This is a genomic window from Microbacterium sp. NPDC090225 (assembly GCF_044772365.1).
Taxonomy (GTDB): Bacteria; Actinomycetota; Actinomycetes; order Actinomycetales; family Microbacteriaceae; genus Microbacterium.
This window is the reverse complement of the sequence record NZ_JBIVYS010000001.1, coordinates 2,164,419-2,185,875: the sequence shown is the minus strand read 5'-3', so window position 1 is coordinate 2,185,875 and position 21,457 is coordinate 2,164,419. Positions and strand designations below refer to the sequence as shown.

The window sequence follows — 21,457 nt, the reverse complement described above, 5'->3', positions numbered from 1 at the left end:
GCTTCTCCTGAACCCAGCAGTATGCTGGACAGCACAACTGAACAGACCATCAACGGAACTACCGACCGTGAACGCCGTAGGCGACCACAGTCAGACCAGTAGGGACACGAAAATGATTAGCCCCCAGGCAGGGGCTGCTGTCGCATATCTTCAGCAGCTCACCTTTAGACCCACCGGCGTGGATGTCTTCGACCTCGACCGTATCGACCGAGCTCTCGACCAGATCCTGGCTCATCCCGCCAATGACGCTCCCGCCGCCTTTCAGGTGCGCGACGCCCGTGCGAACGCGGCGAAGGTGCTCAAGAAGCGTCAGACGTACACCGTCTACGCTCTCGACGATGACAATCTGCACGTCGCGGACCGAGCATCCGTGGAGTACGCGGCGCGGCGCCACACTGACGTCGGCTCCGAAACCGAGACGTTCAACATCCACTGGTGGATGGCCACGACCACCGCGCTGACGGACGACCAGCGCTCCATCATCTTCCTTCTCGCAGACGGTGAAGATGCGGAGTCTCTGGCGGCTCGCGCCGGAATCCCCGTCGCACGGATGAGAGAGCAGATCTCACGTGCCCGCCGCGTTGCTCGTCTTGCGTACGATGCGGAGGTGCGGTTCGCATGAATCCCCGCCGCATGCTCCTCACCCCCTGGCTCATCCGCGCTTGCATTCCCGACGGGACCGTCGGCACGTACACCCTCTGGGACAGCGCCGGACCCGTCTACATCGGACGTAGCGACACGTGCCTGCGCCGCCGTCTCCTCGAGCACGCCGCCAAGTGGCCCGTTGGCATCTACTTCACGTTCGATGTCTCCCACTCCGTCCATGACGCGTTCACGATGGAGTGCAGCCTCTTTCATGCGCTCGGCGACACGACCACGAACATCGACCACCCGCCGCGGCCACGGCTGGGAGACCCGCCTTGCCCGTTCTGCGCGAGCTCCTTCCACGCCACCCGCGGCAACCGGCTGCAGATGGCACCCACCAAGACACCTATCCAGACTCTCTCGACCACCAGCTCAGAAGGACACAGCCATGACTGACCTCCAGATCGCCGATGCCCCGTTCACCTCCGACTTCATCGAAGTCGACAAGGCCCTCGAAAGCATGCGTGACTCCGGGTTCGACCTCACCGCAGCCGTCGGTGAGCCCGTCGACAACTCGATTGAGGCACACGCCACCATCGTGCGCATCGAACCGCGGTACTCCGCGAACAAGTCGCACATCACGGACCTCGCGTTCGCGGACAACGGCCGCGGCATCGAAGGGGACGGTCTCGCTCGTGTGCTGAAGATGGGCTACTCCACTCGGTATGGTCAGCGCGCCGGACTCGGACGATTCGGTGTCGGTCTGAAGCTCGCCGCCCTCAGCGTCGGACGTCGCATCGAGGTGTACACGAAGCCGGTCGGGCAGGAGAAGTACTTCCACGCGTACATGGACCTGGACGACATCGGGACCGGGGAACAGACGCAGATCGAGTCGGAAGAGGTCGACGCCTGGCCGTCCGAGTACGCCGACCTCATGCAGAACGCGAACGGTGAACCTTTCGAGAGCGGCACGCTCGTCCTGTGGCGGAAGATCGACCGCCTCAGCAGCGGCGGTACCTACGGCGAGTCCCTGGACAAGAAGCTGGCGGACCTGCGGAAGTTCATCTCCCGTGCCTACCGTCGGTTCATCGACCAGGGCCTCCAGGTCTACCTTCTCGGGAAGCCCGTCACGCTCCACGACCCGACCTTCCTCCTCGACGACCCGCGCATCATCAAGCAGTACGCGAAGCGTGAGGACATCTCCGCCGACCAGACGCGTGGCGTGGTCATCGAAGAGACCGATCTCAAGATCGACGGTCACGATGTCCACGTCGTGGTCACCGTGGTCCCCGAGATCTTCCGTCACCGCTCCGGTACCGGTGGTGACACGGACCTCGACAACCGCGACATCCGTGAGTTCCAGATCAATCAGGACAACGAGGGTCGCATCAGCATCCTCCGCAACGGCCGGGAGATCTACTACGACATCGTTCCGCGGATGCTGCCGGCAGGTGTCAGCCGGGGAGACCGCTACATCGGTGTCGAGGTGTCGTTCCCGGCGGAACTTGATGAGTACTTCCAGGTGCGTCATGTGAAGCGCGGCACCGAGCCCGTGGACAAGCTCCGCAACGCCCTGCGCACCTGGCTGCAGCGGCCGATCCGGGCGGCTCGGAAGGAGATCCGCAAGCACTGGTCGGACGTGGAAGTTGCCGAGCATGCCGTGGAGCTCAGCCGTCGCTCCGCCGCTGTTCAGCAGGCTGTGGATCAGGCGGAGCAGACGTCACCGCGGGGTCAGGCTGGGCTGAACCTGACGCCCGCTCAGGAGTCGGAGGTCGTTGAGAAGATCATCGAGGACCTCGACATCGCCGACGCTGACGCAGATGGCGCAGAGGTGAAGGAGCGCGTCCGCACCCAGATCGCGTCTCAGGCCATCACGCTGCTCGACGGGAACTGGCCGGGCAAGGAACTCATCGAGCTCGACCACCTGAACGGTAAGGTCGTGCTCCGCATGAACCAGCGGCACCCGTTCTTCGCCCACATCTACGGCCCGCTTCGCGACGCAGTCGCCAAGCCCGCAGACGAGCTCGACGCGTCCGAACTGCACAGCCTGCTCCGGCGTGCGGTGGATGGCCTCGACGTGCTGTTCTTCGCCTACGCGAAGGCCGAGAATATGCAGCGCGACCCTGAGCAGTTCGACGACCTCCGCACGTACTGGGGCCAGCACGCACACGCGTACATCAAGGGCCTCATGCGGATCGAAGACATCTAAACCCGCGCGAGAGATGGCGGGCGAACAGAACCCGCGACGGTGTCAGGGGCTGACTACAACGGGGCGGCCCCGTCGAGAACTGAATCTCGACGGGGCCGCCTCGTGTTGCTCAGTCAGCGCGTCAGCTTAGCCGACGGCGACGCAGCGTGAAGACCACACCGAGGGCCACGAGCGCAGCTCCCAGCGGTGCCAGAACGAACACCCAGGGCCCGAGAGCCGTGCTCGGGAGGGTTCCGTCGCCGCCTGTTGCCGGGTCGGGATCCTTCAAAGTTGATGCGGTACGACTTGATGTCGAGCGGGACTCCGTCGGGGTTGTCGACGACCTTCGAAGCCACGATCTGCCCGGTGCGCAGGTCAGCGCGGTTGACGAGCTGGATCTGTGCGATATGTCCGAGGTTGCCGTTCTCTGCGGAGAAGGTCAGCTCGGAGACAGGGTTACCGTCGGCGTCGAGGAAGACCGGCTCCGACCACGCGACGTTGTCCGGCCCGGTCGACTGAATCTCCGACAGGACGATGCGGGTGCCCCTGAAGTACTCGTTGCTCGTGTACGACTGGCCGCTACGGATGTCGAAGGTGCCTTCGTCGATGAGCGTGTCACCGTCGTAGGCCTGGTAGTTGATGGTGAAGGTCGGGTTCAGGACGGTGTTGCCCTGAAGGTCCTTCGTGACCTGGAAACGTCCGAAGTTCTGGCCCACGACGTTCGCACCTCCTGAGTAGCGGGTTGCGGAGCCGTTGGTGGACCCCGACTCTTCACCGTCGATGGTGTAGTTTGCGGAGTTCGTGTAGGTGCGCGCCTTGCCCTGGTCGAGGACGTTCACACGCCACTGCACCAGGTAGAACGAGCCGTCCGTTCCGCGTGACCCTTCACCGAGCTCAGCGTCCTGCCCAGCCCCCGCGACGGACGTGAACGTGGCGGTCAGAGAGTCCGCACTCCACGTCACCTCGTCGGCGGGCTTGGTGTTGTAGTTGACGACCTCACGGTCCCACTCGTTGTAGCTGAGCGATCCGCCTTCGAGAACCTTAGGGAACCCGTTTCCGTTGACGACCTCGAACTGGATGGTGTCGAGAACGTCGGTGACGGTGATCAGCTTTCCGGCTTCGATGCCCTGCTCGCCGGCCGGAACGCGGACGGTCCAGATGATGGTGTCGGTGGCGTTGTCGTAGCTGCCCCACTTCGCGAGGCTCTCACCGGTGAACGCGCAGTTGTCGGTGCACCACGCCCGGTTCGGATCGACGACCACGGTCTGGCTGAAGCCGCCGGAGTCGAAGGTGTGCTCCTCGGACTCCTTGTTCTTCAGCTGCGAGGAGACGTCGAACCAGAAATCCCCACGAACCAGTTCGACTGACCGAGACTGCTCAACGCGGCCTCGTTCTTTGTCGCGTCGGATGTGCTCACTGTGCCCCCTGGAATCGTTCAGGATCCATCATGCCGAAAGACGACATCATCGTCGCTCGCGGTCACGCCTGTCGGAAGTGCGACAACCAGCGGAACCGAATGTTTCCGGGGGCTCAGGCAGAGGTAGAGAAAACCGCGCTGGGGTCGAGGAGAAAAGGCCGAAGAAGGCGAGAGAAAAGGGGCGCTGAGGCTGAAGCAGTGAGCCGCGGGATCGCGCGGCTGTCAGAGGTAAGCGAAACGCACCACAGCGAGTTGAAAGGCCCGGTTCCTGTGGAACCGGGCCTTTTTCGTTCCCACGGGGCGTTCTCGTCGGGTGCGAACTTCTCCCTCGAAGACCGTCGTCCAAGACGGCGGCGACGCCCTCGGCGGCGGGCCTAGCGTGCGCTCAGCGTGAACGCCAGCACTGTGCCCAGAATCGTGCCGATCAGCAGCGCGACCCCCGCCCAGCCGACGATCACGGCGCGTTCTCGGGAGTGCCGAGAGGCATGGAAGCCTGCTCCGATCCCGCCCGCGAGTGCTGTCGCCATGGTGACGAAAGCCACCGCAGCCTGCACGCCGTAGTCGGGAGGGGGCGGCGCGGGGTCGATGAGGGGAATCGCGAACCGGAACGTCGCCACCAGTGCGAGTATGAGCAACGAGACGATCGTCATCGCCGCGATCAGAACCCATGCTGTTGCGGAGCGCATCCTCCCATCATGCCTATGAGCGTGTCGGAGAGTTTCTGCGCGTCTTCGAACAGGGGTCGCCTCGGCGGCGTCACGTGAGAGCTCCGCGTCTTCCTACGCCGGGCTCCACACGCCCCCGGGACCGATCCCTTCCGCGACCTTGCGGCTGATCGTGCCGAGCTGTCGGGCCTGAGCATCCGTGAGCGTGTCGAACACGAGGCGGCGAATGAGGGCCTGGTGGGCGGGCGTCGACTGGACGACCACCTGCGCGCCGGCGTCGGTGAGGATGCCGAGGGTGAAGCGTCCGTCGCTCGGGTCGATCTCGCGGCGCACCCACCCCTTCGTCTCGAGTCGGGAGACCGCGCGCGACAGGCGCGACAGCGTGCAGCTGGCGTAGGCGGCGAGGACGCTGAGCCGCAGGGTGCGCTCGGGTGCGCTGTGCAACGCGAAGAGGATGCCGTGCTCGAAGTGTGTGAGCCCGCTGTCGCGCTGCAACTGGGCGTCGAGGGCGGTGGGCAGGCGCTCGAGCAGTGTGGCGAGCGAGGCCCAGATCGCGAGCTCGTCGGTGCTCAGTCCCGCATCGGCGTTCGTCTTCGGCATGGCCTCAGGCTATCCCGAAGTGACTTGCTTGAGCAAGTGAAAACCAGTAGCGTCACTTGCTCAAGCAAGTGAAAGGACATCGAACATGGATCTGCGACTCGCAGGCAAGAAGGCATTCGTCAGCGGCTCGACCCAGGGGATCGGCTACGCCATCGCCGCAGCGCTCGCTGCGGAAGGCGTGCAGGTGACGCTCAACGGTCGCGACGCCGAGCGCCTCGACAGCGCCGTCGCGCGGCTCGGGGCGGAGCATCCGGAATCCCACCCGACCGGTCTCGTCGCCGACTTCGCGAAGCCCGACGAGGTCGCGCGCCTTCTCGCCGACCTCGCCGACCTCGGAGACGTCGACATCCTCGTCAACAACGTCGGACTGTTCGGTCTGGCCGACTTCTCGGCGACCTCCGACGACGACTGGTCGCGCTACCTCGACGTGAACGTCATGAGCGCCGTGCGCCTGTCGCGACAGGTGCTCGGAGGCATGCTCGAGCGCAGGTGGGGGCGCATCATCTCGATCAGCAGCGAGTCCGGTGTGAACGTTCCCGCCGACATGGTGCACTACGGCGTGACCAAGGCGGCGATGATCGCCCTGAACAACGGTCTCGCCAAGCTGACGCGCGGCACCGAGGTCACCGTCAACACGGTGCTCGGCGGACCGACGTACTCCGACGGCGTCGCCGCGACCGTGGCGGCGGTGGCCGAGGCCCAGTCGCTGCCGGCCGACGCCATGAAGCAGGCGATCATCGGCCAGAACGCCACGACGCTGCTCGAGCGCTTCCTCGACCCGACCGAGATCGCGAGCCTCGTCACGTACCTCGCGAGCCCCCTGGCCTCGGCGACCAACGGTGCGGCGGTTCGAGCCGACGGGGGAGTGCTCACCGCGATGCTGTGACACACGAACCTCGACCCGCCTTCGCGCGCTCTCTCGAGCGCCGGGGGCGGTTCGCGCTACTCGGGACGCAGCATCCGCTCCACCGCGGTGACGACGGCGACCCGATGGGCAGCCAGGCGCTGAGCATCGTTCGGATCGCCGTCGATCGCCGTGAGACCGACGGGCGAGAGGAACCACGCCTGCGCGAGCGCGTACACCAGAACGAGCGCGTCGACGGGCGTGAACGGAGCGGGGGCGGACGCCTCGACGAGGTCGACCTTGTCGGCGTAGGTGTCGAGCGGCTCGCTGGTGGCGCCGGGGCGTTCCAGCTGCGCCCACATGCTCAGGCGCAACACGTCGGGGTGCCGTCGATGGTGGTCGAAGACGTCTCCCGCCCAGCCCGGAAGGTCGTCCGGCCGCGGAGGCACGTCGTCTGCGAGCGAGCGCAGCGCCGTGCGCAAAGCGATATCGAACAGGCCGCTCTTGTCGCCGAAGTACGCATAGATCATGCGCACGTTGCTACTCGCGGCCTGCGCGATGCGATCGACCCGCGCGCCGGCGAGGCCCCGCTCCGCGAACTCCTCGATCGCGGCTGCGAGGATGCGTGCCCTTGTGGCTTCGGAATCTCGTGCCATCGGAACCTCCGGTCAGGGCCGTTTGACCCACTTACTGGTCCAGGGCTAGCCTACAAGTAAGTAGTTATTTACTTATGGAGGAATGAGATGTCGACATCAGGAATCGCCGTCGTGACCGGCGCGGGTCGCGGACTCGGCCAGGCCACGGCACGCGCCCTCGCCGAGCGGGAGTACCGCGTGGTCGTGGCCGCACGGAGTCTCGAGGCCGCTCAACCGGTCGTCGATGCGATCGTCGCGAACGCGGGAGAAGCCCTTCCGCTCGCTCTCGACGTCGCCGATCCCGCCTCGATCGATGCCGCGCGCGACGAGCTCCTCGCGGGGATATCCGAGGCGTGGCCCGACGCGAAGATCGAGGTGCTCGTGAACAACGCGGGTATCGGGCTCTTCGCGCCGCTCGAGGGGATCACCGCCGACGACGTCGATCGCACGTTCGCGGTGAACGTGCGCGGCCCGCTCCTGCTGATCCAGGCACTCGTCCCGCACATGCCGCCCGGGGCGCGGATCGTGAACCTGTCGAGTTCGCTCAGCCGTCACGTCAGCCCCGCCACCGCCGTGTACGCCGCGTCGAAAGCGGCGATCGAAGCACTCTCGCGCAGCCTCGCGTCGGAACTCGGCCCTCGCGGCATCCGCATCAACACGATCGCGCCCGGGCCGACCGCCACCGACTTCAACGGCGGCGCGATGCGCGACAACGCCGAGATGCGGCACGGCCTCGGGCAGCAGACCGCCCTCGGCCGCGTCGGCGAGCCCGACGAGATCGCGCACGCGGTCGCGGCCTTCGTGTCGTCGGATCTGCGCTGGGTCACCGGCGAGCGGCTCGAGGTCTCGGGCGGGGTACTGCTGTGAGCACGGTCGCCGTGTTCGGGGCATCCGGTCAGACCGGCAGTCGCATCGTCGACCGCCTCGCCGGCGACGGTCGGCACGTGCTCGCGATCGGACGACGGATGCCGACCGTCGGACGCGAGGAGAAGGTGCAGACCGCGAGCGCCGACCTCACCCGCACCGGGGTCGCCGAACTCGCCGCCCTGCTCACGGGCGTCGATGCCGTCGTGTTCGCCGCTGCCGGAGATCCTCTCCGCGTGGATCGCGACGGAGCGCTCCGGGTGATCGAGGCGGCGGAGCGCGCGGGAGTGCGACGGTTCGTGCTGATCAGCGGCATGGGGGTCGGTCGCGATCGCCCGGCGGAATACTACGGCGGGTTCTGGAGCACGTACTTCGGGGCGAAGGAGGCGTCCGAGCACGGTCTGCGCGCATCCGGCCTGGAGTGGACCATCCTCCAGCCGGGCGAGTTGCTGAACCGCGCGGCGACCGGGCGCGTCGCACTCGCCGCCACCGGCACGCTGCCCATCGGCGCGGTGACGCGGGACGACGTCGCGCACGTCGTCGTCGCCGTCATCGACGACGACGACGCGGTCGGGCGCACGTGGGAGCTCGTGGAGGGGCGGCATCCGATCTCCGAGGCCGTCGCTCGGGCGATCTGACCTCGCTCACCCGCCCCTCACCCCTCGCATCCCGGGCAGACTGGAGGGAACGTTCGACACACCGGGAGATGTAGATGACCGACCAGCCTCGCAAGGCACCCACCCAGGCCGTCCTCACCGTGCAGGAGGTCGAACAGATCAGTCCCGATCTGATCCGCATCACGGCCGGCGGCGAGGGCTATGCGGACTTCAACGACAACGTCTACTCCGACAAGTACGTGAAGATCCTCTTCGCCGATCCTCGCCACGGCCTCGTGCCGCCGTACGACCTGGCGCAACTGCGCGAGGAGAGCCCCGAGAAGCTCCCGACGCGGCGCACCTACACTGTCCGCTCGGCCGATCCCGTAGAGCAGAAGCTCGTGATCGACTTCGTCGTGCACGGCGACGAGGGCGTCGCGGGTCCGTGGGCGCGTCGGGCGCAGCCGGGCGACACCCTCGTCGTGAGCGGTGCCGGCGGCGGGTATCGGCCCGAGCCGTCGATGCCCTGGCATCTTCTCGTCGGCGACCACACGGCGCTGCCGGCGATCTCCTCGGCGATCGAAGCGATGGATGCGGATGCCGTCGGCCACGTGCTCCTGACGGTCTCCGACCCGTCGGACCGCGTGCTTCCCGCGGCGCCGGCGGGCGTGAGCGTGCGCTGGACCGAGACCGACGAGGAACTTCTCGCAGCCCTCGCCGACCTGCCCTGGGCCGACGGGACTCCCGGGGTCTTCGCGCACGGGGAGCGCGGCACGATCAAGGAGGTGCGCGCACTGCTGAAGCAGCGCGAGGTGCCCCGCGAGTCGCTCTCGATCTCGGCGTACTGGGCGCGGGGTCGCGCCGAGGACCAGTTCCAGGCCGAGAAGCGCGAGCCGATCGGGCAGATCGAGTAATCGCCGTCCCGGCATCCGTCCACACCCACGAGAAGGAAGAACCTCATGATCGAGCCCGGTGACCACGTGCGACTCGGGCGATCGGGGCTGCGCATCTCGCCCGTCGTGCTCGGATGCATGAGCTTCGGCGCCCCGGATCGCGGCGCGCACGGCTGGTCGCTCGACGAGGAGTCGAGTCGCCCCCTCATCCGCCAGGCCCTTGAAGCCGGGATCACGACCTTCGACACCGCCGATGTCTACTCCGACGGCACGAGCGAGGAGTTCGTCGGCCGCGCGCTCGGTGACTTCGCCCGCCGCGACGAGATCGTGCTCGCCACCAAGGTGCACGGGCGCATGGGCCCCGGCGCGAATCAGGCCGGCCTCAGCCGCGCACACATCCTCTCGGGCATCGACGCGAGCCTGCGGCGCCTCGGCACCGACTACGTCGACCTGTACCAGATCCACCGGTGGGACCCCGAGGTGCCGATCGAGGAGACGATGGAGGCGCTGCACGACATCGTGCGCTCGGGCAAGGCGCGGTACATCGGCGCCTCGTCGATGTGGGCGTGGCAGTTCGCGAAGGCGCAGCACGTCGCGGTGCAGAACGGATGGACCTCGTTCGTGTCGATGCAGGACCAGTACAACCTGCTGCAGCGCGAGGAGGAGCGCGAGATGCATCCGTTCTGCCTCGACTCCGGCGTCGGAGTGCTGCCGTGGTCGCCGCTCGCGCGCGGTCGGCTGACCCGCGACTGGGACGAGACGACGAACCGCACCGCCAAGGATGCCTTCGGCGCGACGCTCTATCACCGCGAGGAGGAGTCCAACCGAGCGATCGTCGAGGCCGTCGCCCGCGTGGCATCCGATCGGGGCGTCTCCCGCGCGCAGATCGCGCTCGCCTGGGTCCCGCAGCAGTCGGCGGTCACCGCGCCGATCGTCGGCGCCACCCGCGCGGCCCACATCGACGACGCGGTGGCGGCCGCCGGCATCCGCCTCGAACCCGCCGAGATCGACGCGCTCGAAAGCGCCTACACGCCCCGCGAGGCCGAAGGGTTCTGAGACGGCGGATCGGTACTCTCGACAGATCCCCTCGAGGGTGACGTGACCAAGGACGGTGATACCCGATGACGGAGTCGGATGCTTCGCAGATCGCCGTGCATCGAGCACCGGCCCGGTGGGAGCCCTGGTGGGCGGCCTCGAGCGCCCTGTTCATCCTCGCGACGCTCACGGCGGCGTTCCGCTCCATGCCCGGAAACCTCAGCGGTACCGTGCTCCAGGCGACGAACGGGATCGTCACCGTCGCCTTCACCGCCGCGCTTATCTGCGCAGCGGTGGCGTTGTCGGTGCATCCCTGGGCCGTGCGCGCCCGCCGGTCGGTCTCTATAGCGCTCGTCATCCTCGCGATATGGGTCGTCGTGGGACCGCCGCTGCTGCTTCTGATGTTCGGTGACTCCAATGCCGTGCCGATGTTCGCCGACGCTCTCGTGAAGCTCGTCCTCGGGGGAGTGGCCGTGTCGGGGCTCCTGCGCAGCACGCTCGCGGCGCCGTGGCGGTCGGTGCCCGCGATCGCGCTCGCCGCGGTCGTGCTTGCCGGCCTCATGGGGTACTTCATGCTGTCGGGAGCGGTCGACGACATGAACGCGATCTTCGTCGTGATCAACGTCGCCGACCTGACCCGCACGATCGCCACGGGCGCTCTGGCCGCTGTGTCGCTGCACGCCGCTCGATCGCGTGCCGATTCGGTCGTCGTGTTCGGAGGCGAGGATGACGTGTGAGCGATGACGACGAGCTCCGAGCGCTGCGCGCGCGGGCGTACGGACGGGACGCCGACATCGACGGCGATCCTGCAGCACTCGCCCGATTGCGGGCGCTGGAGGCGGATGCCGTGCCGGTTGGGGTGATGCCGCAGCGGGCCGTCGAGCCATCGCCGGTGGCGGAGGTCGCCGTGGTTCCTCCCCCCGCTGCTCCCCCTGCCGCTCCTGAGGACATAGACGCACCGCCGCGCGCCGATGACGCGAGCGCGGAGCCCGAGCATCCGTCGCCCTCCCGCCTGCGCACCCTCTTCACGCCGCGACCGTCGGCACCCTGGCTGTGGCTCGGGGCGGCGTGCATCGCGCTCGCCGCGTTCGGATCGGCGGCCATCGCGGTGGCCGTGCGCTCGGCCGACCCGCGTTTGGTGGCCGAGATCGCGGTCGACCCGGATGCCTCGTGGCCGGAGTCCTTCGGCGAGACCGGCCCGGACTTCGCGCTGTTCGAGGAGTTCGCCGGTCTCACCATCGTTCGGGGGCTGGAATGGCTGCCGACGGATGAGTCGGATGCGAGCTGCATCGTCGCCATCGACACGACCGAACTGTTGAACGATTCCGGGGGCTTCCAGATAGCCGGGTGGGCATGCGAGGCCGGCTCCTTCCCCGCCACGTTGCGCTTCGAGGTCAGCCCGTCTCAGCCGCAGGAGCTGCGCGACCGGTTCGGCGACGGCACGGGTCTCGAACTGATCATGCGCGGCGATCGCATCGAGGTCTTCGCCGATCGGTAGAGGCGACGGAGTGTGTCGGGGTGGGGCCCTTCGACAGGCTCAGGGACCCAGTCGTGTGTGGGGTCCTGTAACGGCTGGGACCCTTCGACAGGCTCAGGGACCCGGTTGGTACCTGCGTCACATTTATCCGCCGAGCAGGACGACCGCCGCTCAGAGCGTTCTGAACTCGATCGATCGGGTGCGGCTGCGCATGCGGCGGATCGTGAAGACGCGGTTCTCGCGCACCCAGCGTCCGGGACCCTCGGTCGGTCCCAGCGCCTCCGTCAGGTACTGCTCCACCGACGCCAAGCGCGCGTCGTCATCGTCCGGCCGGGTGCCCGGCGCGCGCGTGCCCGCCGCCATGAAGAACGTTGCGCGCGGGCCGGGCGACGCGTCGAGGTGCACACGCACCGCCGAGGGGAAGAAGCGCGGCGGCGAGTCCGCGGCCCTGTCGAGCGGGGAGCGATCGTCGAGGTAGCGGTGGCGAGTCGCCCAGGCGGTGGCCTCCGCGCCCTGGAGCCAGTCGGCCGCGGCGTCGCGCAGCTCTGTCGCCGAGTACTCCGGCGACAGGCTCAGGCCGAGACTGCGGTTCGTGGCGGTGACCGCGGCGGTGAGGTGCCCGAGGTTCCAGTGCTTGTCAGTGCCGGACGGCTTGCCGACCCGCTTCGTGACCGCGGCGCGCAGACGCCGCTCGAACCCGGCATCCGGTTCGGCGGTGAAGACGAGATGGACGTACGGATGCCGCTCCGCGAGTTCCGGTCGCACGTCGTCGCCGGCCAGGCCGTTCGCCTCGAAAGCCGCGAGGATCGCGTCGGCGTCGCGCGATTCCCGTCGCCAGAGATCGTCGATCAGGGCGGGGATCGCGGTCAGCAGGTGGTCGGGGGAGTACTCCGGCGCTTTCGGTCGCAGTGCCTCCGGCGCGGTCGCCGGGGTTGTGTCGCTCGTCGCCGGGGTTGCCGTGCCCACCGGCGCCGCCGGGCCCGCCGTGGCGAACGCGGCATCGATGTAGGGGCGTCGACTCGTCGGGGCGCCGGGTCGAAGGGTGAACTCGCGGACGCCGCGCGACCATCGCCCCTCCTCCGTGGCGGGGCCGAGCGCCTCCGCGACGTAGCTCTCGATGTCGGCGAGACGACCCGCATCATCGCCGGCACGGGAGCCGGGCGCACGCGTGGTGGAGGGGAGGAGAAGCGTGACGCGCGGGCTCTCCTCGTCGTCGAGGTCGAAATACGAGCGGGGCACGAAGTGCTCACGCGAGGCGTCGGCCGCCTGCTCCGACGGCGACCGACCATCGATGAAGCGGTGACGGAGCGCCCAGTCCTCGGCATCCGTTCCCTCGAGCCAGTCGACCGCCGCCGCACGCATCTCGGTCACCGCGTACACGGCGAACAGTCGCACCTCCACGCGCGTCGCCGAGGCGATCAGTCCGGCACGGAAGCGGCCGATGTTCCAGGCGCGGTCGTCGCCCGATGCCTTGCCCAGGCGCTTCGTGACGGCGGCCCTCAGCTTGCGTTCGAGCGTCGCCTCTCCCGCCTCCGCGAGCCGGAACCGAAAAGGTGCAGCCGGCCGTACCGCGGCGACACGGGCGTCGTCGTCGACCATCAGGCCCACCGCGGAGACCGCGGCGAGAAGGTCGTCGGGCCGCCGCGAGTCCCGACGCCAGACCTCTTCGAGGAAGTCGGGCAGCGCCGTCATCAGGAACTCGGCGGAGTAGAGAGGGGCCTCGTCGATCGCTCGCGTATCGCTCATAACCCCACCAGGCTAACGGCGTGCCTGCCGGCGCGCGCTACCCCTCGTCCCAGAGCGTGTACCCGGTCACGCCCGCGGGGATGAAGTCGAGGGGCTCGGTGAGCTCGTCTTCGGTGCCGACGATGCGCCCGGTGTCGCGTGAAACGAGGACGGTGATCCGGTAGAGGGAGTTGAGCGGTGCGGTGACTTCGAGGCCCACGACGTCGCGGCCGAGCCGATCGGTCGTCCGGCCGAGAACCGTCACGCCGCCGGCGTCGACGAGCATGTCGAGGAGGGTCGCGTGCTGCTCGTCGGTGAGGGTCCACTGCCACAGCAGCGAGACGATGCCCGTCGCGATCTCTCCCGACGTCGGATCCGGGTCGCCGCTCAGGTACGGGGCCACCGCGGCCTCCAGCTCGTCGCGACTCGATCCGTCGAGGGCGGCCGTGGCGGGTGGGATGTTGAACTGCTCGGGCGTCATCGTGACGCGGTCGATCAACTCGCCCGGCTCGTACGGGCTCTCGCCGAGGCCGGCGGGTCGCTCGCCGTCTTCCCAGTAGGGTTCGCCGGCGACGATCGTCGTGACACCGCCCTCGTCGAGCGTCCAGTCCATCGTGATGTCCTGGGGGATCACCTCGATGTTCTTCTCCGACATGTCGATGCTCCAGCCCCACGTCACGACCTCCACGTGCGGTGCCTGGGCCGGGCCGTCACCGTCCGCGAGCGCCGCGTGCGCATCGGCGACCACGGCGTCGAGCGGCTCGGCATCCGTATAGACGAGGGGCGGAGGGGTGAGGGCGACCGCCCGCTGGTCAGGGGCGAGCACGTTCACGGCGATGAGCGCGATGATCGCGCAGCTCGCGACCGCCGTCGTCAGACCCGCGGCCCAGAAACCACGCCGGTGCGGCGCGGGCCGCGGGGCGACGTCGCCGCGGATGATCCGCTCCCGCAGCGCGATGTCCTGAGCGCGTAGCGCGGTGTCGCGGGCGGGCGAGGGGTGCGCGAGCGCGAAGAGCTCGTCGAGCCGGTCGTCGGTGAGGGTCATGCGTCGACCTCTTTCGCTTCGAGCTGCCGGCGCAGTTTGGCGCGCGCCCGGGTGAGCGTCGTCCAGACCGCGGCCGCGCTGCACCGGAGCACCTGCGCCACCTCCCCGGCGCTGAGCTCGTCCCAATAGGTGAGAACGACGACCTGGCGTTCGCGCGCACTCAGCGTGACGATCGCCTCTCGCAGGGCGAGGGCCTCGAGCGGATGCAGCGCGTCGGAGGTGTCCTGCAGACCACGGGTGAGCGCGTCGATCGCCCGGCGCTTCGACCGATCGCGTCGCGCGGCATCGCGCAGCTTGTTGTCGGCCGTGCGGAGCAGCCAGGCGATGCCCATCGGGTTCTCGGGTCGGAGCTTCTTCCACGCCACCACGAAGACGTCGGCGGCGATCTCCTCGACCTCGCTGCGGTCGTCGAGGAAGCACGAGAGATGGCGCCGCACCCGGGGCAGGTGCTCGTCGAACAGGATGCGGAAGGCGACGGCCTTGCTCCGCGGTGCCGGTGCGCCGGGTGCGCCGGGTACGCCGGTCGTTCCTGTCGCGCCCGTGCGAAGGGCGTGCGCACGCTCGTGCGCGATCCGACCGTCGACCTCGGCGAGCACGACGCTCAGGCGCGCGCGAGGGTCCGACCGCAGACGCATCGCCACCCCGCTCCGTCTCTTCCCTGCTCCCTCACGGTACCGGGAGGAAGCACTCGTGCGCCCCGTGTCAGCCCCTCGACGGGGCGCACGAGCCGGCCCCCCGACCCTCAGTATCGAACGGGGGCGCGGAGTCGCGGCATCCGCTCTTTGGCTCGAACGGACGATTCCTTACACACTTCTCTTCGGGGTCATGCGCGCCGATCGATCGCCGTGAGCACGACGTTTCCGATCGTCGCGACGACGACGATCGCGAGGCCGAGGAAGAAGACGGCGACCAGCAGGGTGGGCACCGGTTCGGCGTCGATCAGCGGATGCCGGAGGGTCCACAGCCGCACGACCACGGCGGTCGCCACCGCCGCGAGACCCAGCACCAGCAGCATCACCCACACGAGTCTTTGCACGGTCTCCCTCTCCGCGAGCGACGCTATCGCGCGGGTCGTGCGCTCTCGCGCCGCGCTCTTTGCACGAGTGACGGATTCCTGACAGGCGCGGCGGGAGGGTGCCACGGCATCCTCCGCAGGTCGTACGCCCGTCATCCGCAAGACGGTACCTGCGGCGGATGCGCTGGGGTCGCCGCCGCTCGTAGCGTGGAGCACATGATCACAGCAGAAGGCCTCACGAAGAGGTTCGGAGACAAGACGGCCGTCGACGACGTGTCGTTCACGATCAAGCCCGGAACCGTCACGGGCTTCCTCGGCCCCAATGGCGCGGGCAAGTCGACGACGATGCGGATGATCGTCGGCCTCGACCGCCCCACGTCGGGCCGCACGACCGTCGGCGGCCGCGAGTACCGCAAGCTGCGGGCACCGCTGACCGAGGTGGGTGTACTGCTCGACGCGAAGGCCGTGCACACCGGCCGCACCGCCCGCAACCACCTGCGTGCGATGGCGGCGACCCACGGCATCCCCGCGTCCCGTGTGGACGAGGTCATCGACCTCGCCGGCATCGGATCGGTCGCCCGCAAGCGCGCCGGCAAGTTCTCGCTCGGAATGGGTCAGCGCCTCGGCATCGCGTCGGCGCTGCTCGGCGACCCGCACACGCTCATCCTCGACGAGCCGGTCAACGGCCTCGACCCCGAGGGTGTGCGCTGGGTGCGCCAGTTCGTGCGTCACGCGGCATCCGAGGGGCGCACCGTGCTTCTCTCTAGCCACCTGATGAGCGAGATGGCGCAGACCGCCGATCACGTCATCGTGATGGGGCGCGGCAAGGTGCTGGCGGATGCTCCGCTCGAAGACCTCGTGCGGGCGTGGACCACGAACCGCGTGCGCGTGCGCACCCCGCACGGTGCCGCGCTCGCGCAGCTCGTCGCGGGACCGGACGTCGAGATCGTGAGCACCGCTCCCGACCTGTTCGACATCACGGGTCTGCCCGCCTCGCGCATCGGCGACCTCGCCGCCGAGCGCGGCGTCGCCCTGCATGAACTCACCCCGACCACCGGATCGCTGGAGGACGCGTACCTCGCGCTCACCGGCGAGGCCGTCGAGTACCGGACGAAGGAGATCGCATGACCGCCCCGGCCCTCACCCAGCCCCGCGCCGCCGTGCCGCACCAGGTCGATCGCCGTTACCGCCTGACCTTCGTACGCGCGCTGCGCGGCGAGTGGATCAAGCTCACCACCGTGCGCTCCACCTGGTGGTCGATCGCGATCGCCGCGGCGCTCACCATCGGCATCGCGGTGCTCTTCGCCTCGGCCGTCGACATGCCCGGCTTCGATCCGATCCAGGCGGTCGTCTCGCCGATCCAGTTCACGATGCTGCTCGCCGGCATCCTCGGTGCGATCGCCGTCACCGGTGAGTACTCGACGGGCATGATCCGGTCGACGCTCACCGCCAACCCGGGCCGCGGCTCGGTGCTGGCCGCCAAGTCGGTCGTGCTCGCGATATTCCTCTTCGTGTCGTCGCTGATCATCTTCGGCATCACAGCGGCTGCCGTGTCGGCCGTCGTGGCCGGTCGCGACCAGAGCATCGACTGGTCGGACTTCGACCTGTCGTTCGGGCCGATCCTCACGGCGTCGCTGTCGATGGCCGTGTTCGCGCTCATCGGTGTCGCCTTCGGCTTCATCCTGCGCTCGGGCGCCGGGGCGATCGCCGCGACCGTCGGGCTGCTGTTCGTGCTGCCGATCGTCGCGAGCATGTTCTCGATCGCCGGCGAGGCCTGGAAGTGGGTGTCGGATGCCGGGATGTACTTGCCCTCCGCGGCCGCGCAGAGCCTCATCCTCTCTGGCGGACCGCTCGAGACCCCCGTCGCGTACCTGACGCTCGGCGCCTGGGTCGTGGCGACGTTGCTCACCGCGTGGGCCGTGCTGCGCACCCGCGACGCGTAGAGTCTGGCGAGTGATCACGACGCGCAGCCGCAGCGCCTCGGTCCGGGCCTCTGTCCGGGACGACGAGGAGCTGCGGCTGCCGCGTCCGCCCGGGGTGTTCCGGCGCTTCTGGGCGCGGCATCCGCGCGTCGCGGACGTGCTGATCACCCTGATCTGCCTGTTCCTGTCGCTCACGCCGGCCAATCGGATCGATCCGTCGCTCCCCTCGCCGATCGGGCAGATCCTCGCGGTTCTCGTGCCGGTGTCGGTGGTTTTCGCGTGCGCGACGCTGATGTGGCGTCGGCGGTTGCCGCTGCTCCCCTTCATCGCTTCGTTCGCAGTCGAGGTGCTGTTCCTCTTCGGCACCCTCCCCGGCGGCACGCCGCTCGCCCTCGTCACCAGCTACTCGCTCGCCGTCTACGTCTCGGCGCGCGCCGCCTGGACCGGGTTCGGGATCGGCGTGGGCGCTTTGGCGGTGCTGGCCGGGCTGCTGAGCTTCTCGGGCGCGATCACGTTCCAGGTGGCGATCAATCCGGTCATCAACGTGCTCGTTTTGGGACTCATCGGCACCCTGATCGGCGTGAACGTCGGGGGACGCAAGCGCTACCTCGCGGCCGTCATCGACCGGTCGCGGCAGTTGCTCGTCGAGCGCGACCAGCAGGCGCAGCTCGCGGCGGCAGCCGAGCGGGCGCGCATCGCCCGCGAGATGCACGACATCGTCTCGCACTCGCTCACCGTGATCGTCGCGCTGTCGGAGGGGGCGGCCGCGACCCCCGATCAGGAGCAGGCGCGGGCGGCGGCGACCGCGACCGCCGAGACCGCGCGCGGGGCGCTCACCGAGATGCGGGCGATGCTGGGGGTGCTGCGCGAAGACGCGAGTCCTCTGCCGTTGGCTCCGCTCTCGGCTCCGGCGCCCGAGGAGACGGTGGCCGCGGCGCAGCGCGCCGGGTATCCGGCCACTCTCGCCACGGTCGGGACTCCCTCGCCCCTCCCTGCGGTCGTCGCGCACGCGGTGTCGCGCATCGTGCAGGAGGGTGTCACGAACGCCATGCGGCACGCGCCCGGGGCGAGCATGATCGCTGTGCGTGTCGTGCATGCCGTCGACGCTGTGCGGATCGAGATCTCGAACGATGGGGTGGTTGGTGCGGGTGCGGGTGCGGGTGCGGGTGCGGTGGCGGGCTCGGGCGGGGTGGCGGGCTCGGGCGGGGTGACCGGCACCGGCGGATCCGCCGGCTTCGGACTGCGCGGCCTCGACGAGCGCGTCGCGCACGTGCGGGGGACGATCGCGCATGGGTCCGCCGACGGAGGACGATGGATGTTGCGGGCCGAACTGCCTCTCGATGAAGTGCGCACGGCTCCGAACACTGCGGGGGAGGAAGCATGACCGAGAAGATCAGGGTGCTGCTGGTCGATGATCAGCAGCTCATCCGCCTCGGCTTCCGAATGGTGCTGGAGGCCGAGGAAGACATCGAGGTGGTCGGCGAGGCAGGCGACGGCGAGGTGGCGATCGCGCAGGCGGCGGCGCTGCAACCCGACCTCGTGCTCATGGACATTCGGATGCCCGGCCTCGACGGCATCGCCGCGACCGAGCAGATCGTGCAGCGGCATCCGCAGACCCGCGTTCTCGTGCTGACGACCTTCGACCTCGACGAGTACGCGTTCGGCGCGATCAGGGCGGGAGCGAGCGGATTCCTGCTCAAGGACGTGCAGCGGCACGAGTTGCTCTCGGCGCTGCGCGCGGTGCATCGCGGCGACGCGGCCCTGTCGCCACGGATCACGCGGATGCTGCTGCAGCACGTGACTCAGACATGGGGTGCTTCGTCCGCCGCGCCCGCCTCGGCGGCGGAGCCTTCCGTCAACGCGACAGATGCGGCCGCATCTCTTCTCGCGTCGCTCACCGACCGAGAGCGCGATGTCTTCCTGGCACTCGCCCGCGGTCTCAGCAATGCCGAGATCGGTGACAGCCTCTTCGTCACGGAGTCGACGGTCAAGACGCATGTCGGTCGAGTGCTCGCCAAGCTTGGCGCTCGCGACCGGATCCACGCCGTGATCCTCGCGCACCGAGCCGGGCTCGTCGTCGGCGACTGATCGAGAGTCGCGGCGGATTGACGCCCCGCGACGTCGATTGGACGTGCGACGTCGACGAGACGTGCGACGTCGACGAGGCGCAGCTGGGAATGACGGGGTGACACGGCGCGCAGCACGCGTCAGACGAACATGACCCGTCGCGGAGCGCGGTCCGAATGGATGCGGCCGAGAGGGCTGGTCCATTCGATGGTGCCGTCGGGTCTGGAGCGCGCGGTCCAGCGGTGGTCGGGGTCGATGTCGGGGTGTTTGAGTTGGTGGTGACTCGTACAGAAGTGGGCGAGGTTGTCGATCCTGGTTCTGCCGCCCTTGGCGTGGTCGTGGTTGTGGTCGATCTCGCACCGGTGGACGGGCATCCGGCATCCGGGGAAGCGGCAGTGCTGATCCCGCGCGCGGAGGTGCCGGCGCATGCCCTCGGTAGGGGTGTAGGTGTCGGTTTCAGTGACCATGCCGCCGGGGTCGAGGAAGAGCCGGCTCCAGCCGTTGTTGCGGCCGGCGAGGGTGCGGGCGATGGTGGGGTCGAGGGGGCCGTAGCCGTCGAGTTCGGCGGGCTGGTCGTCGATACCGGCGAGGGTGGTCGCGGCGATCGTCACCTGGATGCGCGCTTGGATCCCGGCGAGGTCGTTGCCGAGCGCGGGGCTGGGGGAGGCTGCGAGCAGGAGGTCGCTGAACAGGTCGGCCCGGACCTGATCGATGGTCCGCTCGTCATCAGCAACGGTATTGCCAGCAACGCCGATGCTCTCGGGAGCCGCCGGGGATGCGAGCGGATCGCCGGCGAGCGGGTCGGTGGTGAAGGTGGAGTCCTCTCCGAAGATGACGCCGGCGAGAGGGTCCTCGGGGTCGATGTGTTCGGGCAGGATCACGTCTTCCGGGTCTTCGCCGTCGAGGAACATCGGTGAGGGAGCGTCACCGCGGGCCCGGATCACCTCTCGTGCCATGCGCGTGATGCGGTCTTGAATCGCCACGGCGAGCGTCTCGGGCAGTACCGCGGTGAGCAGTGCGAGCCCGTCGTCGAGCGAGCGCACGGAGACACTGCGTTCGGAGGCTGCACGTCGGTGCCGTTCGAGCAGCGTCTCGCCGGCTAGGGCCGCGGCGACCTGCCGGGCGTGCGCGCGTGTGCGGGCGGGAGAGTCGGCCTCGGCGACCACGAGCACCGCGGTCTCGTAGAGGCCCAGCACCGCGGCATCCACCCGACCGTTGCGCACCGCCTCACGCACCACCGACGCCGCCCGCACCATCTCGCGCACATGCGCGGCCGTCACTCGCCCCGCCCCGAACGCTGCGGTGAGCGTGGGCATGGCCTGCAGGGCGAGCGCGTCGGCGAACGCGAACTCCACCGAGCCGCGCGACAGGCGCCCCGCCGCCGAGTACTCCGCGATCATCGACCGGTAGATCGCATCGCGGTGGTACGGATGCTCCGCGACCTCGGCATCGTGCTCACCGATCCGCTCGCTCAGCAACGCCGCAGCCTGCGCCTCGAGCTGCGCGATCCGCCGCCGCACGTCCACCCATGCATCGAGCAGACGACCGCGCTCGACCCTGTCGAGAGGAGTCGCGGCATCCGATGTCATGCTCTGAGTGTAGTACATATGTTCGAATCAATCAAGCATTCACGTACCGCGAACCGGGTATCGCTCAGGCCCGACCGATACCCTGGCCCCATGCCCTCCCTCCTCGTCGCCGGTTCGACGCGCGCTCCGCGCCGCCTGGCGTCGGCGACCCCGATGGGGGAGTGGATGCGTGTCGTGATGCACCCCGGCACCAACGGGTGGACCAGCGTCTGGGGAACGATCTCGCACGGCGAGATCGCCGGCTGCCCGCCACCCCGTCGACCCTAGGCCGCGCCTCACCGGGGCGGCCGAGCGT

Annotated in this window: 24 protein-coding genes; 15 read left to right on the top strand and 9 right to left on the bottom strand. The window is 68.9% G+C overall.

The window, feature by feature from the left end; translation table 11 throughout:
- Nucleotides 1-178: 178 nt before the first annotated feature.
- The 3 genes from ACIQTT_RS10430 to ACIQTT_RS10420 are packed head-to-tail and all read left to right on the top strand — an operon-like array spanning nucleotide 179 to nucleotide 2,794.
- Entirely contained in the window at nucleotides 179-622 is a 444-nt protein-coding gene (locus ACIQTT_RS10430; protein ID WP_402789263.1) for a hypothetical protein, read from the top strand.
- Nucleotides 619-1,041, top strand: a complete 423-nt coding sequence (locus tag ACIQTT_RS10425; RefSeq protein ID WP_402789260.1) for a hypothetical protein — start codon at nucleotides 619-621, stop codon at nucleotides 1,039-1,041. Before ACIQTT_RS10430 ends, ACIQTT_RS10425 begins: the two co-directional genes overlap by 4 nt.
- On the top strand, nucleotides 1,034-2,794 hold the full coding sequence (locus ACIQTT_RS10420; RefSeq protein WP_402789257.1) for an ATP-binding protein: 1,761 nt from the start codon (nucleotides 1,034-1,036) through the stop codon (nucleotides 2,792-2,794). The genes ACIQTT_RS10425 and ACIQTT_RS10420 overlap by 8 nt, the downstream gene beginning before the upstream one ends.
- A 113-nt stretch (nucleotides 2,795-2,907) precedes the next feature.
- Here ACIQTT_RS10420 and ACIQTT_RS10415 read toward each other — a convergent pair whose 3' ends face one another.
- The 3 genes from ACIQTT_RS10415 to ACIQTT_RS10405 form a co-directional block, all read right to left on the bottom strand.
- Entirely contained in the window at nucleotides 2,908-4,035 is a 1,128-nt protein-coding gene (locus ACIQTT_RS10415; protein WP_402789254.1) for a DUF5979 domain-containing protein, read from the bottom strand.
- Nucleotides 4,036-4,564: 529 nt separating this feature from the next.
- Complete coding sequence (locus tag ACIQTT_RS10410) at nucleotides 4,565-4,876, bottom strand: hypothetical protein (protein ID WP_402789251.1); 312 nt, start codon at nucleotides 4,874-4,876, stop codon at nucleotides 4,565-4,567.
- 93 nt (nucleotides 4,877-4,969) lie between these two features.
- Entirely contained in the window at nucleotides 4,970-5,455 is a 486-nt protein-coding gene (locus tag ACIQTT_RS10405; RefSeq protein WP_402789248.1) for a MarR family winged helix-turn-helix transcriptional regulator, read from the bottom strand.
- A gap of 85 nt (nucleotides 5,456-5,540) precedes the next feature.
- On the opposite strand from ACIQTT_RS10405, the gene ACIQTT_RS10400 reads away from it, so the two are divergent.
- Nucleotides 5,541-6,341 carry an SDR family NAD(P)-dependent oxidoreductase gene (locus ACIQTT_RS10400; protein WP_402789245.1) on the top strand — a complete coding sequence of 267 codons (801 nt, stop codon included), beginning with the start codon at nucleotides 5,541-5,543 and terminating at the stop codon, nucleotides 6,339-6,341.
- Nucleotides 6,342-6,397: 56 nt separating this feature from the next.
- Here ACIQTT_RS10400 and ACIQTT_RS10395 read toward each other — a convergent pair whose 3' ends face one another.
- Nucleotides 6,398-6,955, bottom strand: coding sequence for a TetR family transcriptional regulator (locus tag ACIQTT_RS10395; protein ID WP_402789243.1), 558 nt, complete (start codon nucleotides 6,953-6,955; stop codon nucleotides 6,398-6,400).
- 87 nt (nucleotides 6,956-7,042) lie between these two features.
- Here ACIQTT_RS10395 and ACIQTT_RS10390 point away from each other — a divergent pair, with 87 nt between their 5' ends.
- The 6 genes from ACIQTT_RS10390 to ACIQTT_RS10365 all read left to right on the top strand — a co-directional run bounded on the left by ACIQTT_RS10390 (nucleotide 7,043) and on the right by ACIQTT_RS10365 (nucleotide 11,820).
- On the top strand, nucleotides 7,043-7,801 hold the full coding sequence (locus ACIQTT_RS10390) for an SDR family NAD(P)-dependent oxidoreductase (RefSeq protein ID WP_402789240.1): 759 nt from the start codon (nucleotides 7,043-7,045) through the stop codon (nucleotides 7,799-7,801).
- A complete protein-coding gene (locus tag ACIQTT_RS10385; protein WP_402789237.1) occupies nucleotides 7,798-8,436 on the top strand; it encodes an NAD(P)-binding oxidoreductase in 639 nt (212 codons plus the stop codon). The genes ACIQTT_RS10390 and ACIQTT_RS10385 overlap by 4 nt, the downstream gene beginning before the upstream one ends.
- A 74-nt stretch (nucleotides 8,437-8,510) precedes the next feature.
- Entirely contained in the window at nucleotides 8,511-9,308 is a 798-nt protein-coding gene (locus ACIQTT_RS10380; RefSeq protein WP_402789234.1) for a siderophore-interacting protein, read from the top strand.
- Nucleotides 9,309-9,353: 45 nt separating this feature from the next.
- A complete protein-coding gene (locus ACIQTT_RS10375; RefSeq protein WP_402789231.1) occupies nucleotides 9,354-10,343 on the top strand; it encodes an aldo/keto reductase in 990 nt (329 codons plus the stop codon).
- 65 nt (nucleotides 10,344-10,408) lie between these two features.
- Entirely contained in the window at nucleotides 10,409-11,059 is a 651-nt protein-coding gene (locus tag ACIQTT_RS10370; protein WP_402789228.1) for a hypothetical protein, read from the top strand.
- Nucleotides 11,056-11,820 carry a hypothetical protein gene (locus tag ACIQTT_RS10365; protein ID WP_402789225.1) on the top strand — a complete coding sequence of 255 codons (765 nt, stop codon included), beginning with the start codon at nucleotides 11,056-11,058 and terminating at the stop codon, nucleotides 11,818-11,820. The genes ACIQTT_RS10370 and ACIQTT_RS10365 overlap by 4 nt, the downstream gene beginning before the upstream one ends.
- Nucleotides 11,821-11,970: 150 nt before the next feature.
- On the opposite strand, the gene ACIQTT_RS10360 is transcribed toward ACIQTT_RS10365, so the two are convergent.
- The 4 genes from ACIQTT_RS10360 to ACIQTT_RS10345 form a co-directional block, all read right to left on the bottom strand.
- Nucleotides 11,971-13,545 (bottom strand): hypothetical protein, encoded by a 1,575-nt coding sequence (locus ACIQTT_RS10360; RefSeq protein WP_402789222.1) that lies wholly within the window; start codon nucleotides 13,543-13,545, stop codon nucleotides 11,971-11,973.
- 37 nt (nucleotides 13,546-13,582) lie between these two features.
- Nucleotides 13,583-14,569, bottom strand: a complete 987-nt coding sequence (locus ACIQTT_RS10355) for a hypothetical protein (protein WP_402789219.1) — start codon at nucleotides 14,567-14,569, stop codon at nucleotides 13,583-13,585.
- Nucleotides 14,566-15,204 (bottom strand): RNA polymerase sigma factor, encoded by a 639-nt coding sequence (locus ACIQTT_RS10350; RefSeq protein WP_402791164.1) that lies wholly within the window; start codon nucleotides 15,202-15,204, stop codon nucleotides 14,566-14,568. The genes ACIQTT_RS10355 and ACIQTT_RS10350 overlap by 4 nt, the downstream gene beginning before the upstream one ends.
- A 188-nt stretch (nucleotides 15,205-15,392) precedes the next feature.
- Nucleotides 15,393-15,605 carry a hypothetical protein gene (locus tag ACIQTT_RS10345; protein WP_402789216.1) on the bottom strand — a complete coding sequence of 71 codons (213 nt, stop codon included), beginning with the start codon at nucleotides 15,603-15,605 and terminating at the stop codon, nucleotides 15,393-15,395.
- A 195-nt stretch (nucleotides 15,606-15,800) separates the two neighbouring features.
- Here ACIQTT_RS10345 and ACIQTT_RS10340 point away from each other — a divergent pair, with 195 nt between their 5' ends.
- Genes ACIQTT_RS10340 through ACIQTT_RS10325 form a run of 4 tightly spaced genes read left to right on the top strand, consistent with a single transcriptional unit; the run spans nucleotide 15,801 to nucleotide 19,594 of the window.
- Complete coding sequence (locus ACIQTT_RS10340; RefSeq protein ID WP_402789213.1) at nucleotides 15,801-16,712, top strand: ABC transporter ATP-binding protein; 912 nt, start codon at nucleotides 15,801-15,803, stop codon at nucleotides 16,710-16,712.
- Nucleotides 16,709-17,527, top strand: a complete 819-nt coding sequence (locus tag ACIQTT_RS10335) for an ABC transporter permease (protein WP_402789210.1) — start codon at nucleotides 16,709-16,711, stop codon at nucleotides 17,525-17,527. Before ACIQTT_RS10340 ends, ACIQTT_RS10335 begins: the two co-directional genes overlap by 4 nt.
- A gap of 10 nt (nucleotides 17,528-17,537) precedes the next feature.
- Complete coding sequence (locus ACIQTT_RS10330; RefSeq protein ID WP_402789207.1) at nucleotides 17,538-18,890, top strand: sensor histidine kinase; 1,353 nt, start codon at nucleotides 17,538-17,540, stop codon at nucleotides 18,888-18,890.
- Nucleotides 18,887-19,594 (top strand): response regulator, encoded by a 708-nt coding sequence (locus tag ACIQTT_RS10325; protein WP_402789204.1) that lies wholly within the window; start codon nucleotides 18,887-18,889, stop codon nucleotides 19,592-19,594. The genes ACIQTT_RS10330 and ACIQTT_RS10325 overlap by 4 nt, the downstream gene beginning before the upstream one ends.
- 119 nt (nucleotides 19,595-19,713) lie before the next feature.
- Here the strand turns inward: ACIQTT_RS10325 and ACIQTT_RS10320 are convergent, their stop codons facing one another.
- The gene (locus ACIQTT_RS10320) at nucleotides 19,714-21,162 is read right to left on the bottom strand and encodes an HNH endonuclease (protein ID WP_402789202.1); all 1,449 of its coding nucleotides are present in this window, start codon (nucleotides 21,160-21,162) and stop codon (nucleotides 19,714-19,716) included.
- 90 nt (nucleotides 21,163-21,252) lie between these two features.
- Between ACIQTT_RS10320 and ACIQTT_RS10315 the strand changes: the two genes are divergently transcribed.
- Nucleotides 21,253-21,429 carry a hypothetical protein gene (locus ACIQTT_RS10315; protein ID WP_402789200.1) on the top strand — a complete coding sequence of 59 codons (177 nt, stop codon included), beginning with the start codon at nucleotides 21,253-21,255 and terminating at the stop codon, nucleotides 21,427-21,429.
- Nucleotides 21,430-21,457: the final 28 nt, after the last annotated feature.